Genomic DNA, 15,573 nt, shown 5'->3' on the forward strand with positions numbered 1-15,573 from the left:
GCACTGGCCCCGCCGGATATTCACTGGCCGTCTCAGGCGCTGAAGACACTCGCGAGACGCTCGCCGAGGGCGCGCTGATTCAGGGTTTCCTGATCACGCTCCTCGCGCAGGAACTTGAGTCCCACGGTCCCTTCGATGACTTCATTCTCACCGAGAATCAATGCCACGCGTGCGCCGCTCTTGTCGGCCTTCTTCATCTGGCTCTTGAAGCTGCCGCCGCCGCAATGCTGCACGAGGCGCAGGTCGGGTAGGGCGCTGCGCAGATCTTCGGCCAGACGCATGGATTCGGCTTCGGCCTGCTCGCCCATCGACATCAGATAGACATCGACGGTCTCACGCACGGCCTCCGGGACCAGTTCCAGTGTCTCGAGCAGCAGGATCAGGCGCTCGACACCCATGGCGAAGCCGACCGCCGGTACCGGCTTGCCGCCCAGCTGTTCGAACAGGCTGTCATAGCGGCCACCGGCACACACGGTGCCCTGGCTGCCCAGTGCGGTGGTGGTCCACTCGAACACGCTGCGCGAATAGTAATCCAGGCCACGTACCAGGCGCGGATTGATGACGTACTGGATGCCCGCCGCATCGAGACGTGCCTTGAGGCCCTCGAAGTGCACGCGGGAGGCTTCATCCAGGTGATCGCCGAGACGCGGCGCGGCATCGACGACGGCGGCCATGTCCGGGTTCTTGGTATCGAGAATGCGCAGCGGATTGCTGTGCAGGCGACGCTTGGCATCCTCGTCGAGCACGTCCAGATGCTGCTCGAAGTATTCGATCAGCAGGTCACGATAGGCAGCACGTGCTTCCAGGCTACCCAGTGAGTTCAGTTCGAGCGTGACGTGCTCCAGCAGGCCCAGCTGACGCCACAGGCGTGCCGAGATCAGGATCATCTCGGCATCGATGTCCGGGCCATCCATGCCGTAGGCTTCGACACCCACCTGATGGAACTGACGATAACGGCCTTTCTGCGGGCGCTCGTGGCGGAACATGGGGCCGGCATACCACAGGCGCTGGATCTGGTTGTGGACCAGACCGTTCTCCATCGCCATGCGCACGCAGCTGGCCGTGCCTTCCGGACGCAGGGTCAGGCTGTCGCCGTTGCGATCCTCGAAGGTGTACATCTCCTTCTCGACGATGTCGGTCACCTCGCCGATGGAGCGCTTGAACAGCGCGGTCTGCTCAACGATGGGCGTGCGAATCTCGCGATAGCCGTACTGGCCCATCAGGGTCTGCACCTGGCGTTCGAAGTATTGCCATACCGGTGAGTGGTCCGGCAGCAGGTCGTTCATGCCACGGATGGCCTGGATCTTGGTGCTCAACGTTCTCTCCTGAATCCTTGCGCATCTCCCCGCGGCAGCGGCATGCAGCAGCATGACGTCAGGCGGGGAGACGAAGGCGCATCGTGATGATGCGCAAGCCGGCTGAGACGTGCTCAGCCCTGGCGGATGATGGTATCGGCCTCACGGGCCTCTTTTTCGGCGACCTTGTCTCGAATCAGACGTTCCAGGTCATCGACGAGCGTGTCGTTGGTCAGCTTGCTGGCCGGCTTGCCGTCCAGATAGACCAGATTCGCCGGGCTGCCGCCGGTCAGACCGACATCGGTCTCCTTGGCTTCACCGGGGCCGTTGACGACACAGCCGATCACCGAGACGTTCAGCGGCGTCAGCACGTCCTCGAGGCGATTCTCCAACTCGTTCATGGTCTTGATGACGTCGAAGTTCTGACGTGAGCAGCTGGGGCAGGCAATGAAGTTGATGCCCTTGGCACGCAGCTTGAGACTCTTGAGCATGTCGAAGCCGACCTTGATCTCCTCGACCGGGTCCGCGGCCAGCGAGACACGAATGGTGTCGCCGATGCCGTCCATCAGCAGCATACCGAGGCCGATGGAGGATTTCACGGTACCGGAACGCAGACCACCGGCTTCGGTGATCCCCAGGTGCAGCGGCTGTTCGATGCGCGTGGCCAGATCACGATAGGCGGCGACGGCCATGAAGATGTCGCTGGCCTTGACGCTGACCTTGTACTCCTGGAAGTCGAGGCGATCGAGGTGATCGATGTGGCGCATGGCGGATTCGACCAGCGCGGCCGGCGTCGGTTCGCCGTATTTCTTCTGGAGGTCCTTTTCCAGGGAGCCCGCGTTGACGCCGATGCGGATCGGGATACCGTTGTCACGCGCGGCACTGACCACGGCACGCACACGGTCTTCACGGCCGATGTTGCCCGGGTTGATGCGCAGGCAATCCACGCCGAGCTCGGCGACGCGCAGGGCGATCTTGTAGTCGAAGTGGATATCGGCCACCAGCGGGATGTTGCTCTGCTGCTTGATGCGACCGAAGGCTTCAGCGGCATCCATGTCCGGCACGCTGACACGCACGATATCGGCACCGGCATCCTCGAGGCGCTTGATCTGCGCGACGGTGGCGGCGACATCGTTGGTGTCGGTATTGGTCATGCTCTGCACGGAAATCGGTGCATCGCCGCCGACGGCGACGTTGCCGACATGAATCTTGCGCGAGACGCGGCGCTTGATGGGGGAGTGACTATGCATGGGATTCCGGATCATTCACCGAGTGTGAGTTTGGCGACGGTGCCGCGTGTGGCGCTTTTCAGATCAACCGGCTCGTTCATGTATTCAAGGACGACGCCCGCAGATTTGCCGATGGTGAGCTTGAAAGGCGGCTTGCCTTCCAGCGTCTTGCTGCTGCCTGGCGGGTTGGTGCCGTAAAGCAGTTTCTTGCCATCAGCATCACGGATATCGGTCCAGGAATCCGTATTGAAGGTCAGTGTCAGCTTGCGCGGGTCAGCGGCAGGGGCAGGGGCGGTAGCTTCCTGTACCGCTTGCGGTTCTGTCGTGTCCTCTGCGCCGGCAGCCGCGGTGTCGCTTGCGGTGTCCGCCGCGAGGCTGGCATCCGCCGGCGTGGTGCCGGTTTCGCTGACGTCGCCGCCAGTCGAGGCCGGAGTCGCCCCGGGTGTCGTCGCGACGGATTCGCCGGCGCTGGCCTCCCCGGCATCGTCAGTGGCAGGCGCTGCTGCCGTCTGGGAGAGGGTCAGCTCGATCGAGCCATCGGCATTGACGACCGGTGAGCCATCGTCGGTCGCGCCTTCGCTGAGGGGAGCGGCGTCGGACGTCTCTGACGGTGAGGTGCGTCCATAGTCTCCACTCTGCCACCAGACGTAGCTGAGGCCGATCAGTCCGGCGATGACCAGCAGGCTGACGAGTCGAAACAGGTACTTGCCCAGCTTGCCGGGCGGGCGCACCGAGGGGCTCATCGCAGGAGGATGGCGCTCCACCTCGGTGGTGCCGAACTGGGCATTGTACTGGCCGACGACCGCTTTCTCATCCATGCCCAGCAAGCGGGCATAGGCGCGCAGGTAACCGCGGCGGTAGGCCGCGATGGGGATCTGGTCGTAGTGGTCGCGTTCCAGGTCATCGACCAGACTGGGGCGCAGGTTGAGCTGTGTTGCCACTTCACCACGTGACAGCCCCTGATGCTCCCGCTCAGCCTTGAGAAGCTTGCCAGGCAGTGTGTCGCTGACGGACATGTCAGGGGAGGGCTGATGTTCGCTCATGGCGCATCCTTGTAGGGAAGAACGGACGACCGGATACCTGTCCGGGCACTCTTCCGGTATTGCTGTGAACAGTTACTGTAAACAACTGCTGTGAACGATGGTCGTGAAAACGGGTGACTGCCAACAGGAGTGACCATCCGCTCCGGCTGTCGAGCTGACATGCCACGACGGTGACGTGATCTCGCCGGCGATGGCAAGCCGTCATGCCATGTTGACGTCGGCACTATACCAAGGCCGGGCCAGAATTTTCACCGGCATTTCGGTCTTCCGGTGCCTCAACGAAGCAACCTGTCGCCGAGTGACGGCCGGTGAGCCGGGCGCGCAGGGCGTTTCCCCGCATCACGCCACGCCCGAGCCCCGGTTTCATGGTGTGCGGATGACCGCGCGTCCGGCCTCGCGTGTTCTGATCTGCTCCAGCTGTCGGCCGTAGAGGTCCGCCAGACGTGCATCACCGCGTGCCACGGCGACATCCACGGCCAGTTCCAGACTGTCACTGTCGGTGCCGTTCAGTCGGAAATATCGGCTCAGCGCCTGCTGGGCAGCGTCATCGTCACTGGCGTCGTGTTCCATGCGCGCCTTGGCGAGCCACGCCTCGGCTTCCCGCGGGTTGATCTTGACGGCACGATCGAAGTTCGCCCGTGCCTCGCTTGTCTTGCCCAGCTGCAGCTGACAGCGCCCCAGGTTGGTGTAGAGCTGGCCGCGGTTGTCATAGGTCAGATCCTGCGTGGCTTTTTCCAGCTGCTCGCAGGCGGCGACGTACTCCCCGCGCGAGTACAGGAATGCCGCATAGTTGTTGCGTGCCCGCGTGAACGAGGGGTCACTGGCGATGGACTGCTTGAAGTAGTCATCTGCCAGCACGTTCTCGCCCTGACGCTGATAGATCATCGCCAGCCCGGCCTTGGCTTCGGCATTCCCCTGCTGCAGCTTGAGTGCCTTCTGGAAGGCATTGTCCGCGCGTTGCAACTGATTACGACTCAGATAGGCCTCGCCAAGTTCCACATAGGCCGTCGATGCCTTGTTGTCATCGGGGGCCGCGTAAGGGTCATTGGTTTCCACGCGCGTCGCGCAGCCCGACAGGGTCAGGCCGGCAAGACTCAGGCACAGCAGCATGCCGCGAACTCGCGCCGTGGCGCCGCGGCGGGAAAAGCGATGAAGTGGCAGACGACTCGACATGCAATCCTCGCGAGATAAGGCTCGTGATCTGCCTGCGGGCGAGGATCGCTGCAGGCAACAGAAGCGCCTCCATCAAAGCGCTGCACTCCAGACAAGTCAAGGCGGGTTTGTCAGGCAGGGCGGTGGGGGTCGTCACAGTCGCGCGGCAGGCATCCCCATGGGCCATTTGCGGCTTCCCCGCGCGAAAACGCCAGCCATGAAAAGCTCATGGCTGGCGCTGGGAGTCACCGTGGTGGCCTCAGGTATCTGGCCCCGACAAGTGCTCTGGCTCAGTCGGCGTCGAGCTGGATGGCGTTGATGTAACGCTCGGCGCGACGGGTGCGGTCCTTGACCTGACCGACCAGCTGGCCACAGGCGGCGTCGATGTCATCGCCACGTGTCGCGCGCACCGGGGCGGTGTAGCCCAGCTCATAGAGACGCTGCTGGAAGCGCATCACCTGATTGCGTGACGGCTTCTCGTAACCGGAATGCGGGAACGGGTTGAACGGGATCAGGTTGATCTTGCACGGCAGCTCGTCGAGCAGCGCGGCCAGTTCCTCGGCGTGCTGGATCTGGTCGTTGACGTCCTTGATCAGGGTGTACTCGATGGTGACGATACGCGCGTCGTCACACTTGGCCAGGTAGCGATGGCAGGAGTCGAGCAGCGCGCGGATGTTCCACTTGCGGTTGATCGGCACCAGCACGTTGCGCAGTTCATCGTTGGCCGCGTGCAGCGAGATCGCCAGGCTGACGTCCATCTCGTCGCCGAGCTGGTCCAGCTTGGGCACCACACCGGAGGTGGAGAGGGTGACGCGACGCTTGGACAGGCCGTAGGCGTTGTCGTCCAGCATCAGCTTCATTGCCGGCACGACGTTGTCGTAGTTCATCAGCGGCTCGCCCATGCCCATCATCACCACGTTGGTGACCGGACGCTTGCGGGTGTCCTTGCGGTCTTCGGCGCCACGGGTGGCGACCCACACCTGGCCGATGATCTCGGCGGCGGTCAGGTCACGCTCGAAGCCCTGCTTGCCGGTGGAGCAGAAGCTGCAGTCCAGCGAGCAGCCGACCTGGGAAGACACGCACAGGGTGCGACGATTGCCGTTCTCGGACGGAATCAGCACGGTCTCGACATAGCTGCCGTCGCTGACTTCCAGCACCCACTTGCGGGTACCGTCCTTGGACTCGCCTTCATAGACGATGCCCGGCGCGCGAATCTCGGCGACCTGCTTGAGGCGTTCGCGCAGGGGCTTGGCGAGATTGGTCATCTCGTCGAAGCTGTCGACGCCTTCCTGGTGAATCCATTTCATCACCTGGGTGGCGCGGAATTTCTTCTCGCCGATGCTCTCGAAGAAGGCTTCCATCGCCGGGCGCGGCAGGCCAAGCAGGTTGGTGAGCTTCACGTCGGCAGGTGCCGCGGCATCGGTAGCGGTTGCAGTGGTATCAGTCATGGTCTCGGGCCGGTCGTGTCAGGGATGGGCAGGCGTCAGCCACAAGGATAGACGTCTGCAGGGTGGCGCTGTCAGCGGAGGTGGCGATGAATCGCGGACCTCAATGGACACTCGCAGTCAGGCAATGGGCAGGGAATGGCCGCACGGCACTGGCGGAGGTAGCTGCAGGGCTTCAAGAAAAGCGTATCGGACCTGCTCAAGCGTCGAATCTGCTTCAGGGAATGCAGGTTGGCGCACGACGCTTCAGCACGTCCGATACCACGACGGCCCCGCCACGCAGGCAGGGCCGTCGAGTCATGCACGGCTGGTGATATCACGCCCGCAAGGGACAGACATCATCAGGCGCACAAGGCGAAATCAACCGCGCGGGCAGATTTCGTTGTCGCCGAAGAAGTAGGCGATTTCGCGAGCAGCGGATTCCGGCGCGTCAGAACCGTGAACGGCGTTGGCGTCGATGGAAGTGGCGAAGTCTGCACGGATGGTGCCAGCTTCTGCTTCCTTCGGGTTGGTAGCGCCCATCAGGTCGCGGTTCTTGGTGATGGCGTCTTCGCCTTCCAGCACCTGGATCATGACCGGGCCGGAGGTCATGAAGCCGACCAGCTCACCGAAGAAGCCACGTTCGCTGTGCTCAGCGTAGAAGCCTTCGGCCTGTTCCTTGGACAGGTGAACCATCTTGGAAGCGACGATCTGCAGACCGGCCTTCTCGAAGCGAGAGTAGATCTCGCCGATCACGTTCTTGGCGACGGCGTCCGGCTTGATGATGGACAGAGTACGCTGGGTCATGGTGAATCTCCTGAGACAAGCTTTGAAGAGCCGCACGGCCTGGGGCCTTGCGGCGGAAAAAGGGCTCTGTCGACGCAGGGCTCGACAAAAGTGGGCGGCATTATAGCTGCTCGCGTCATCCACTGCATCCATCATGCGGATACTGGATGACGCGCGGATGGCAGGCGTCTTGTCTGCAATGACGCTCTACGCGCTGAGCCAGCTCTACACGCTGACGCTGGATCTACACGCTGAGCCAGGTCTACACGCTGAAGCTCTCGCCACAACCACACTCGTCCTTGACGTTGGGGTTGTTGAAGCGGAAGTAGCGGTTCAGACCGTCCTTGACGTAGTCCACTTCGGAGCCGTCGAGCACGGCCAGCGCTTCGCTGTCGACATAGACAGTCGCGCCGTGATCGACGAAGACGACATCTTCCTCGTTGGCCTCATCGGCGAAGTCGAGCACGTAGCTGTAGCCGGAGCAGCCGCTGGGCTTGACCGAGACGCGCAGGCCAAGGCCGTGGCCGCGCTCGGCCAGCACGACACGGATCTGGTCGGCGGCGGAGGGGGAAATCGACAGGTGTGCCATGAGCAGTCTCCCGGGTCAGGCGCGCAGCGAGGTCAGGGCATGCCTGAGCTCGCCGAGCGCGGATTCAATGTCGGCGGCGGTGGTGAAGCGTCCGAAGCTGAAGCGCAGTGACGCCAGCGCCAGTGGACGGGGCACCCCGATGCCGGTGAGTACGAAGGACGGTTCGACACTGGCGGAATTGCAGGCCGAACCGGTGGAAATCGCGATGCCACGCAGTGCCATCAGCATCGCCTCACCGTCCACGCCTTCGAAGGCGAGGTTGAGGATGCCGGGGGCGCTGACGTCTATATCGGTATTGAAATGCACGCCTTCAAGGCCGGATAGTCCGGCGACGAATTGCTGGCGCAGCGCGATCAGGTGCTGGTGGTCGGCATCGAACTGTTCGGCGCACAGGCGGTAGGCCTCGCCCATGCCGACGATCTGATGGGTGGGCAGGGTGCCGGAGCGCATGCCGCGCTCATGCCCGCCGCCGTGGATCAGGGCCTCTACCTTGATCTGCGGCTGACGTCGCACGTACAGCGCGCCAACCCCCTTGGGGCCGTAGGCCTTGTGCGCGGACAGCGACAGCATGTCGATGGGCTGTCGGCTGACATCGAGCTGCACCTTGCCGGGAGCCTGGGCGGCATCGACATGGAAGGCCGCGCCATGCGAGCGGGCGATATCGCCGAGGGCATCGAGATCATTCAGGCTGCCCAGCTCATTGTTCACTGCCATCAGCGATACCAGGATCGTGTCGGCGCGCAGAGCGTCACGCAGGCTCTGGGGGCTGATGCGGCCATCCGGCTGCGGTGCGATACGCGTGACCTCGAAGCCCTCGGCTTCCAGCGCACTGGCGGTATCCAGAATCGCCTTGTGCTCGATGGTCGAGGTGATCAGGTGACGCCCACGCTCGGCATTGGCGCGCATGTAGCCGGTCAGCGCCAGGTTGTCGGCTTCGGTGGCACCGCTGGTCCAGACGATCTCGCGCGGGTCGGCGCCGATGGCGTCGGCTACCTGACGACGCGCGCCCTCGACCGCCTGCTCGGCCAGCCAGCCCGGCATGTGACTGCGCGAGGCCGGGTTGGCGAAGGTGCCGTCCTGCGTCAGGTGACGCATCATCAGCTCGGCGACGCGTGGGTCGACGGGCGTGGTGGCAGCATAGTCAAGGTAGATCGGCTGGGACATGGTGACTTCCTGAAGACATGACGAACGGGTTCAGCTGCCGGGCATGACGGTGATCGGTGTCGGCTCGCAGGCCTTGCGCTGACGACTGGCAATCTGGCGAACCTCCTCACGTGCGACCAGGTCCGCCAGGCTGATGCCATCGAGAAAGCCATGGATCTCATCGGACAGGTCACACCACAGATGGTGCGTGAGGCAGGTGTCGCCTGCCTGACAGTCCGAGAGTCCCTGGCAGCGGGTGGCATCCACCGATTCATTCACGGCATCGATGATGCACGCCACGGAGGTGCTTTCCAGCTCGACGTCCAGCAAGTAGCCGCCACCCGGGCCGCGTACGCTCTTGACCAGCCCGGCACGGCGCAGGCGAGCGAACAGCTGCTCGAGATAGGACAGGGAAATGCCTTGGCGCACGGAGATGTCGGCAAGGCAGGTCGGACCACAACTGGCATGAAGCGCCAGATCGAGCATCGCGGTGACGGCGTAGCGTCCCTTGGTGGTCAGGCGCATGGCGGAACTCGTGAGCTGGTGGAGCGAATGGCATCGGCGACAGGGCCGCAGTGTCGGCGCCGTCTGCAGGCAGACGGCGCATCAGACTGTCCATTATGGTGAGACGCGGCGAGGGGGTCAATCCCGACTGATTTGGTCAACTTTATCCGTGCTGGCGCTCGGACTCGCCATGACCGGAGGCGCTGGGTGTGGCGTCGGCTTCGCGGGTGACCGGCCGGGCCTGCGGACGCTTGTCCGCGGGCTCACCACCACAGGGGCCCAGCTCATCGATCAGCTGCGCGAAATCGGCATCATCCAGCTCGGGTAGGTGGCCGGCGCGATAGCTGGCATCCAGCTTGCGCAGCGTGCCGCACATCTGTTCGATCCGCTTGTCCACCGCATGCATGTGATCGAGCATCGCGTGCATGGAGCGCGCGACCGGGTCGGGCATGTCCTGGCCCATGCCGTAGGCATCGAAGCCGAACTTCTCCTTCATGGCTTCGCGGCTTTCCGGATCGACGGGCGGCTCCTCCGCCACGTCCGGTTCGGCGCGCTTGACGATCTTGCCGGGAATCCCGACCACGGTGGCACCGGCCGGGACTTCGCGTGTGACCACGGCGTTGGAGCCGACCTTGGCCCCGGCGCCGACCGTGAACGGGCCGAGAATCTTGGCGCCGGCCCCGACGATGACGCCATCGCCGAGGGTCGGGTGACGCTTGCCGGCATTCCAGGTGGTGCCGCCGAGGGTGACGCCGTGATAGAGGGTCACGTCATCACCGATCAGCGCCGTCTCGCCAATCACGACGCCCATGCCGTGGTCGATGAAGAAGCGGCGCCCGATGGTGGCACCGGGGTGGATCTCGATGCCCGTCAGCCAGCGCATCAGGGTCGAACCGGTGCGCGCCAGCCACTTGGCGTTGTGACGCCACAACCAATGATTGATGCGATGCGCCAGCAGGGCGTGCAGACCCGGATAGTTGGTCAGGACCTCAAAGAAATTGCGTGCCGCCGGGTCGCGAGCAAAGACGCTGTTGATGTCTTCACGCAGTCGAGTGAACATGGCGTGTCCTCAAAGAGTGCGGTTTGCCGCGTCGGTCTGTGCCAGGCGGACCTGCTTGTCGACTGACGAGAGAATCCCGCGCAGGATGTTGATTTCCATGCTGTCGGGGCGGGCGCGCAGGTACAGTCTGCGCAGGCGTGCCATCAGCTGGCGCGGTTGTTCCGGGTCCAGGAAATCGATGCTGATCAGCGTCTTTTCCAGATGCTCGAACAGGCGCTCGAGGTCTGCGTGGCTGGCCAACGGACTGTCCCAGTCGATGCCGAATGGCTGGTCATCCTCGGCCCGCGGGGTCTCGCCGGCGGCTTCCTGATCAGCCAGCCATGCCTGGCGGCACTCGTAGGCCAGCACCTGCACGGCCGCGGCCAGATTCAGCGAGCTGAAGTCCGGATTGGTCGGGATGTGGACATGACGATGGCAGCGTTGCAGCTCTTCATTGGAGAGCCCGGAATCCTCGCGCCCGAACACGATGGCCACGCGGGCCTCCGGCAGGCGGGTCTCATCGGCCAGGGTGGCGCCGAAGGCGCGCGGCGTGATCATCGGCCATGGCAGATTGCGGGAGCGTGCGCTGCACCCGACCACCAGACTGCAGTCCGCCACGGCCTCTTCCAGCGTCTCATGCACGTGGGCATTGGCGACCAGAGTATCGGCACCGGAGGCGCGTGAGGCGGACTCCTGACATTGCACCTGACAGCGCGGCGCGACCAGAGCGAGGTCGGCCAGGCCCATGTTGAGCATGGCGCGGGCTGCACCACCGATGTTGCCGGGATGGCTGGTACCGATCAGGACAATGCGCAGACGTTCAAGCATGAGGACTTCCAGGATAGCGATTGAAGGGCGGGGCAATCGACGCGGCCCGGACACCGGGCAGGGCGGGACGTGCGTCAGGACCCGATATCCTAGCATGAAGCCGGCGCGGGGAGCAGTCAGGCGCTGACCGATCAGGCCGGCTCTCTTCGCCGAAGGTCGGGGATGGCGATGGCAGCCGGGCGTCGCATCTGCTAGACTTCGCCGTCCTGTTGTAGCGTATTCGCTCTCCTGCATTGCCGACCCCCGTGTCCGGCAGGTGCCATGAGCGTGGCCGTTGCACCCGCTGGCAGATTCCCGGGCCAGCTGCGTTACACACCGTTCTTTAACAGCTTCCGACTCGTCAAGGCCTTGATCATGCATCCGATGGTCCAATTTGCGCTGCGTGCTGCACGCGGCGCCGCAGAGCAGTTCGTCCGTGTTCGTGAACGTATCGAAGTCGCGCGCAACGACAACGATCTCGATACCTTCATCGCTGACACCGCACGCCGCGCCGAAGCGCACATCGTGCGTCAGCTGGAACGCGGCTATCCGCAGCACGGCCTCTCCGGCCGTTACACCGACCATCGTGATGGCGAAGGCCAGGGCACTGACTACCACTGGCGCATCGAGCCGGTGCACGGGTATTCCAACCTGGCATCCGCCTCTTCCGGCTTCGCGCTGTCCGTGGTCTGCCTGTTCAAGGGGCGTGCCGAGCACGCCGTGGTCATCGCGCCGTTCACCGACGAAGAGTACATCGTCAGCCGTGGTCGTGGCGCCCAGCATTCCGGCCACCGTATCCGCGTGACCAATGCCACCTCCATCGAAGGTGCGCGTCTGGCGATGGGTCTGCCGGAAAGCTGGCAGCGTCCGCGTCACCTGGCCACCTACCTGTCCATCGTCCAACAGGTCGGCCCGCAGCTCGATACCCTGCGTGCCAATGGCTGTGCACTGCTGGATGTGCTCGAACTGGCCGCCGGCCGTGTCGATGCCGTCTACGTGCTGGGTCTGGAAGCCGGGGACAGCGAGATCGTCAGCCTGTTCCTGAAGGAATGTGGTGCACTGGCCGGCAGCGCCGATGGTACGCCGGTTGTCGTGGCGGAAGGCACGCTGATGGCCGCGGGTGCTCGCCTGTACAAGGCGCTGGCGCAGACCATGCAGCCGCACCTGTAAGACGCCGTGATTCGCAGTCCTGCCAGCCGCAGGGCGACGCGGAGAACGAAAAAAACCCCACCTCATGCGAGGTGGGGTTTTTTTGTGCCTGGCGATCCGTGCCGGGCGGTCGAGCGAGGCGCTTACGGCGCGCCGTCCTCGAACTGCTCCTTGGGCGGGGGGATCAGGTCCACGCGCTTCAGGCCGACCACCAGCAACAGCGCCGCTGCCACGTAGATGGACGAGAAGGTCCCCGCGACCACGCCGATGATCAGCGCGATGGCGAAGTTGTGGATCATGTCGCCGCCCAGGAAGAACAGCGCCAGCAGCACCAGCAAGGTAGTGCCGGAGGTGGACAGCGTACGTGACAGCGTCGCGTTGATCGCGTCATTGAAGATCGACGGCATGTCATCGGTACGCGATTTGCGAATGTTCTCGCGAATGCGGTCGTAGACGATGATGGTGTCGTTCAATGAGTAGCCGATCACGGCCAGCACCGCGGCCAGTACCGTCAGGTCGAAGTCGAGTCCGAACAGGGCGAAGATGCCCAGCAGGATGATGACGTCGTGACCCAGCGAGATGAGAGCGCCGAGGGCGAACTTGTACTGGAAGCGGAAGGCCACGTAGACCATCACCACGGCCAGGGCGAGCAGCATGCCGAGACCGGACTGGTCACGCAGCTGATCACCGACCTGAGCACCGACGAACTCGGCACGGATCAGGTTGACGCTATCGCCGGTGGCCTGCAGGTGCGCCACGATGTCATTGCCGATGCCGGCCTCGAAGCTCTGCTGCAGACGTACCAGAATCTCGTTGCTGGCACCGAAGGTCTGGACCGAGACGTCCTTGTAGCCGGCGGCTTCCAGTGTCTGGCGTACGCTGTCCAGCGCCGGCGCCGCCTGGTATTGCACTTCCACCAGGGTGCCGCCGGTAAAGTCGAGGCCCAGGTTCAGGCCGTGAATCACAAGGGCGCCAATGGCCACGATCGTCAGCACGATGGAGACGATGAAGGCCGCGCGCCGCTTGCTCATGAAGTCAAACTGTCGCATCACGATGGCCCCTCAGATCCAGAGTTTCTTGAGTGTCTTGCCGCCAATGGCAAGATTGATGATGCCGCGCGAGACCATGATCGCCGTGAACATTGACGTCAGGATGCCGATGGACAGCGTGACCGCGAAGCCCTTGACCGGGCCACTGCCGATGGAGAACAGGATCACCGCGACCAGCAGGGTGGTGATGTTCGCATCGACGATGGAGGTGAAGGCGCGTTCGAAGCCGGTATGCACGGCCTGGTGCAGCGGCATCTTGGAGCGCATTTCCTCGCGGATACGCTCGAAGATCAGCACGTTGGCATCCACCGCCATGCCCAGCGTCAGCACGATACCGGCAATGCCCGGCAGGGTCAGGGTAGCGCCCAGCATCGACATCGCGGCGATCAGGATCGCCAGGTTGGCGGTCAGGGCCACGTTGGCGACGACACCGAAGGCCTTGTAGCGGGCCAGCATGAACAGCACGACCAGCAGCAGGCCCAGCTCGACGGACAGGATGCCGCGCGAGATGTTCTCGGCACCCAGGCTCGGGCCGATGGTGCGTTCCTGCACGAAGTAGATCGGCGCGGCCAGCGAGCCGGAACGCAGCAGCAGCGACAGCTCCTTCGCCTCGGTCGGGGAATCCAGACCGGTGATGCGGAAGCTGTTGCCCAGCGCGCTCTGGATGGTCGCCAGACTGATCAGGCCCTTCTCGGTGTAGGGGATGCGCTTCTCGACTTCCTCGCCATCCTCCATCACGGTGCGCGTGCGGGTCTTGTGCTCGATGAACAGCACCGCCATGTTGCGGCCGATGGCAGCACGCGTGACGCGGTTCATGATCGAGCCACCGGTGCCATCCAGGTTGATGTTGACCTGCGGACGGCCACTTTCATCGAAGCTGGTGCTGGCGCTGGAGACACTGTCACCGCTGATGATCACGTCCTTCATGATGTTGGCGGTGCGCCCCGGCTGGTTGCGGAAGGCGAAGGTTTCCATCTCGCTGGAGGGCGTGTCGCTGGCCGCTTCGAGACGGAACTCGAGGTTGGCGGTGGCACCCAGTACGCGCTTGGCGGCGGCCGTGTCCTGCACGCCCGGCAGCTCGACCACGATGCGGTTCGGGCCCTGACGCTGCACCAGCGGCTCGGAGACGCCCAGCTCGTTGACGCGATTGCGGATCGTGGTCAGGTTCTGATTGACCGCGTAATCCTGAATCTCCTTGATGGCGGCGGTCGTCAGAGTGAGATCCAGTACGGCCCCACGATCGACATCGCGCTCATCGTATTCGAAGTTCTGGAAGTCGCGCGAGACCAGTGAACGTGCCTTCGAGCGGTCTTCGTCGTCGGAGAAGGTCAGGCTCAGCGTGCCATCGTTGACCTCACTGCCGCGGTAGCGGATACGCTCCTCGCGCAGGGTTTCCTTGATGGCGCTGGCGTTGACTTCCAGGCGTTGCTTGACCGCGGCGTCCATGTCGACTTCCAGCTGGAAGTGGACCCCGCCGCGCAGATCAAGCCCCAGCTTCATCGGCGAGGCGCCGAGACTGGAAAGCCACGACGGCGTGGCATCAGCCAGATTCAGCGCGACGATGGCGTCATCGCCAAGGGTGTCGCTGATCAGTTCCTTGGCACGCAGCTGCTGGTCGTTGCTGGTGAGGCGAATCAGGCCGGTGGAACCATTGAGTTCCTCGGATTTGGGCGTGATGCCGGCGTTTTCGAGGGCGCTGGTGGCGCGATCGAGATCTTGCTGGTCGATGGCATCGGCGCCGCTGGCGGCACTGATCTGCACGGCCGGGTCTTCGGGGTAGAGATTCGGCAATGCGTAGATCACGCCGACGGCAAGTACCAGGCAGATCACCAGGTACTTCCAAAGCGGATAGCGGTTGAGCATGGCAGCCCTGTCCTTGGTGGAGCGGGAGAGAAATAGCATGCTGCCGGCACAGGGGCCGGCAGCAGGAGGGAGATCAGATGGACTTGATGGTGCCCTTCGGCAGGACCGCAGCCACGGCGGACTTCTGCACGTTGACTTCGTTGCCTTCGTTCAGCTCCATGGTGATGAACTGCTCGCTGACCTTGGTGATGCGGCCGACCAGGCCACCACCGATGACGATCTCGTCACCCTTGGCCAGGTTGCTGATCAGGTTCTTGTGTTCCTTGGCGCGCTTGGACTGCGGACGCCAGAGCAGGAAATAGAAAATGACCACGAAGCCGACCAGCATGACGATCTGGCCGATGGCGCCGCCGCCGGCGACAGCCGCTTCGGCTTCCGCGTGTGCGGCAGGAATCAGGAATTCCAGCATGTGTATCTCCAGAGGTTACGAGTGAACTGTTGTTATGCAATGAGCGTGATTCGAGCGCTGCTTCACGCCTGTCTCGAGTCAGATACCAAGGC

General features: G+C 63.7%; 15 protein-coding genes. 1 reads left to right on the forward strand and 14 read right to left on the reverse strand.

Going from position 1 to position 15,573, the window contains the following annotated elements:
- Positions 1 to 32: 32 nt before the first annotated feature.
- The 11 genes from hisS to trmJ form a co-directional block, all read right to left on the reverse strand.
- The gene (gene hisS, locus PJK54_RS16005; protein WP_271303347.1) at positions 33 to 1,316 is read right to left on the reverse strand and encodes a histidine--tRNA ligase; all 1,284 of its coding nucleotides are present in this window, start codon (positions 1,314 to 1,316) and stop codon (positions 33 to 35) included.
- Between the two features lie 113 nt (positions 1,317 to 1,429).
- On the reverse strand, positions 1,430 to 2,545 hold the full coding sequence (ispG, locus tag PJK54_RS16010) for a flavodoxin-dependent (E)-4-hydroxy-3-methylbut-2-enyl-diphosphate synthase (RefSeq protein WP_077380065.1): 1,116 nt from the start codon (positions 2,543 to 2,545) through the stop codon (positions 1,430 to 1,432).
- An 11-nt stretch (positions 2,546 to 2,556) separates the two neighbouring features.
- Positions 2,557 to 3,567: a RodZ domain-containing protein gene (locus tag PJK54_RS16015; RefSeq protein ID WP_271303348.1), complete on the reverse strand. Its 1,011-nt coding sequence runs from the start codon at positions 3,565 to 3,567 to the stop codon at positions 2,557 to 2,559.
- A 363-nt stretch (positions 3,568 to 3,930) separates the two neighbouring features.
- Positions 3,931 to 4,740 (reverse strand): type IV pilus biogenesis/stability protein PilW, encoded by an 810-nt coding sequence (gene pilW, locus PJK54_RS16020; protein WP_271303349.1) that lies wholly within the window; start codon positions 4,738 to 4,740, stop codon positions 3,931 to 3,933.
- Positions 4,741 to 5,009: 269 nt separating this feature from the next.
- Positions 5,010 to 6,167 (reverse strand): 23S rRNA (adenine(2503)-C(2))-methyltransferase RlmN, encoded by a 1,158-nt coding sequence (rlmN, locus tag PJK54_RS16025; protein WP_077380059.1) that lies wholly within the window; start codon positions 6,165 to 6,167, stop codon positions 5,010 to 5,012.
- A 357-nt stretch (positions 6,168 to 6,524) separates the two neighbouring features.
- Positions 6,525 to 6,950 (reverse strand): nucleoside-diphosphate kinase, encoded by a 426-nt coding sequence (gene ndk / locus PJK54_RS16030; RefSeq protein ID WP_043333812.1) that lies wholly within the window; start codon positions 6,948 to 6,950, stop codon positions 6,525 to 6,527.
- A 241-nt stretch (positions 6,951 to 7,191) separates the two neighbouring features.
- Positions 7,192 to 7,518 (reverse strand): HesB/IscA family protein, encoded by a 327-nt coding sequence (locus tag PJK54_RS16035; RefSeq protein WP_077380057.1) that lies wholly within the window; start codon positions 7,516 to 7,518, stop codon positions 7,192 to 7,194.
- 15 nt (positions 7,519 to 7,533) lie between these two features.
- Positions 7,534 to 8,682, reverse strand: coding sequence for an aminotransferase class V-fold PLP-dependent enzyme (locus tag PJK54_RS16040; RefSeq protein ID WP_271303350.1), 1,149 nt, complete (start codon positions 8,680 to 8,682; stop codon positions 7,534 to 7,536).
- 30 nt (positions 8,683 to 8,712) lie between these two features.
- Positions 8,713 to 9,186 (reverse strand): Fe-S cluster assembly transcription factor, encoded by a 474-nt coding sequence (locus tag PJK54_RS16045; RefSeq protein WP_271303351.1) that lies wholly within the window; start codon positions 9,184 to 9,186, stop codon positions 8,713 to 8,715.
- Positions 9,187 to 9,328: 142 nt separating this feature from the next.
- Positions 9,329 to 10,225, reverse strand: a complete 897-nt coding sequence (gene cysE, locus PJK54_RS16050) for a serine O-acetyltransferase (protein ID WP_077380051.1) — start codon at positions 10,223 to 10,225, stop codon at positions 9,329 to 9,331.
- Between the two features lie 9 nt (positions 10,226 to 10,234).
- Positions 10,235 to 11,032: a tRNA (cytosine(32)/uridine(32)-2'-O)-methyltransferase TrmJ gene (trmJ, locus tag PJK54_RS16055; protein ID WP_077380049.1), complete on the reverse strand. Its 798-nt coding sequence runs from the start codon at positions 11,030 to 11,032 to the stop codon at positions 10,235 to 10,237.
- Between the two features lie 354 nt (positions 11,033 to 11,386).
- Between trmJ and PJK54_RS16060 the strand changes: the two genes are divergently transcribed.
- Positions 11,387 to 12,181, forward strand: coding sequence for an inositol monophosphatase family protein (locus PJK54_RS16060; protein ID WP_271303361.1), 795 nt, complete (start codon positions 11,387 to 11,389; stop codon positions 12,179 to 12,181).
- A gap of 122 nt (positions 12,182 to 12,303) precedes the next feature.
- On the opposite strand, the gene secF is transcribed toward PJK54_RS16060, so the two are convergent.
- The 3 genes from secF to yajC all read right to left on the reverse strand — a co-directional run bounded on the left by secF (position 12,304) and on the right by yajC (position 15,481).
- Positions 12,304 to 13,209: a protein translocase subunit SecF gene (gene secF / locus PJK54_RS16065; protein ID WP_077380045.1), complete on the reverse strand. Its 906-nt coding sequence runs from the start codon at positions 13,207 to 13,209 to the stop codon at positions 12,304 to 12,306.
- 12 nt (positions 13,210 to 13,221) lie between these two features.
- Complete coding sequence (gene secD / locus PJK54_RS16070) at positions 13,222 to 15,072, reverse strand: protein translocase subunit SecD (RefSeq protein WP_077380043.1); 1,851 nt, start codon at positions 15,070 to 15,072, stop codon at positions 13,222 to 13,224.
- Between the two features lie 73 nt (positions 15,073 to 15,145).
- Positions 15,146 to 15,481, reverse strand: a complete 336-nt coding sequence (yajC, locus tag PJK54_RS16075; RefSeq protein WP_077380041.1) for a preprotein translocase subunit YajC — start codon at positions 15,479 to 15,481, stop codon at positions 15,146 to 15,148.
- Positions 15,482 to 15,573: the final 92 nt, after the last annotated feature.

The sequence above is a fragment of the Cobetia sp. MMG027 genome (assembly GCF_027947415.1).
In the GTDB taxonomy this organism is placed as follows: domain Bacteria; phylum Pseudomonadota; class Gammaproteobacteria; order Pseudomonadales; family Halomonadaceae; genus Cobetia; species Cobetia marina.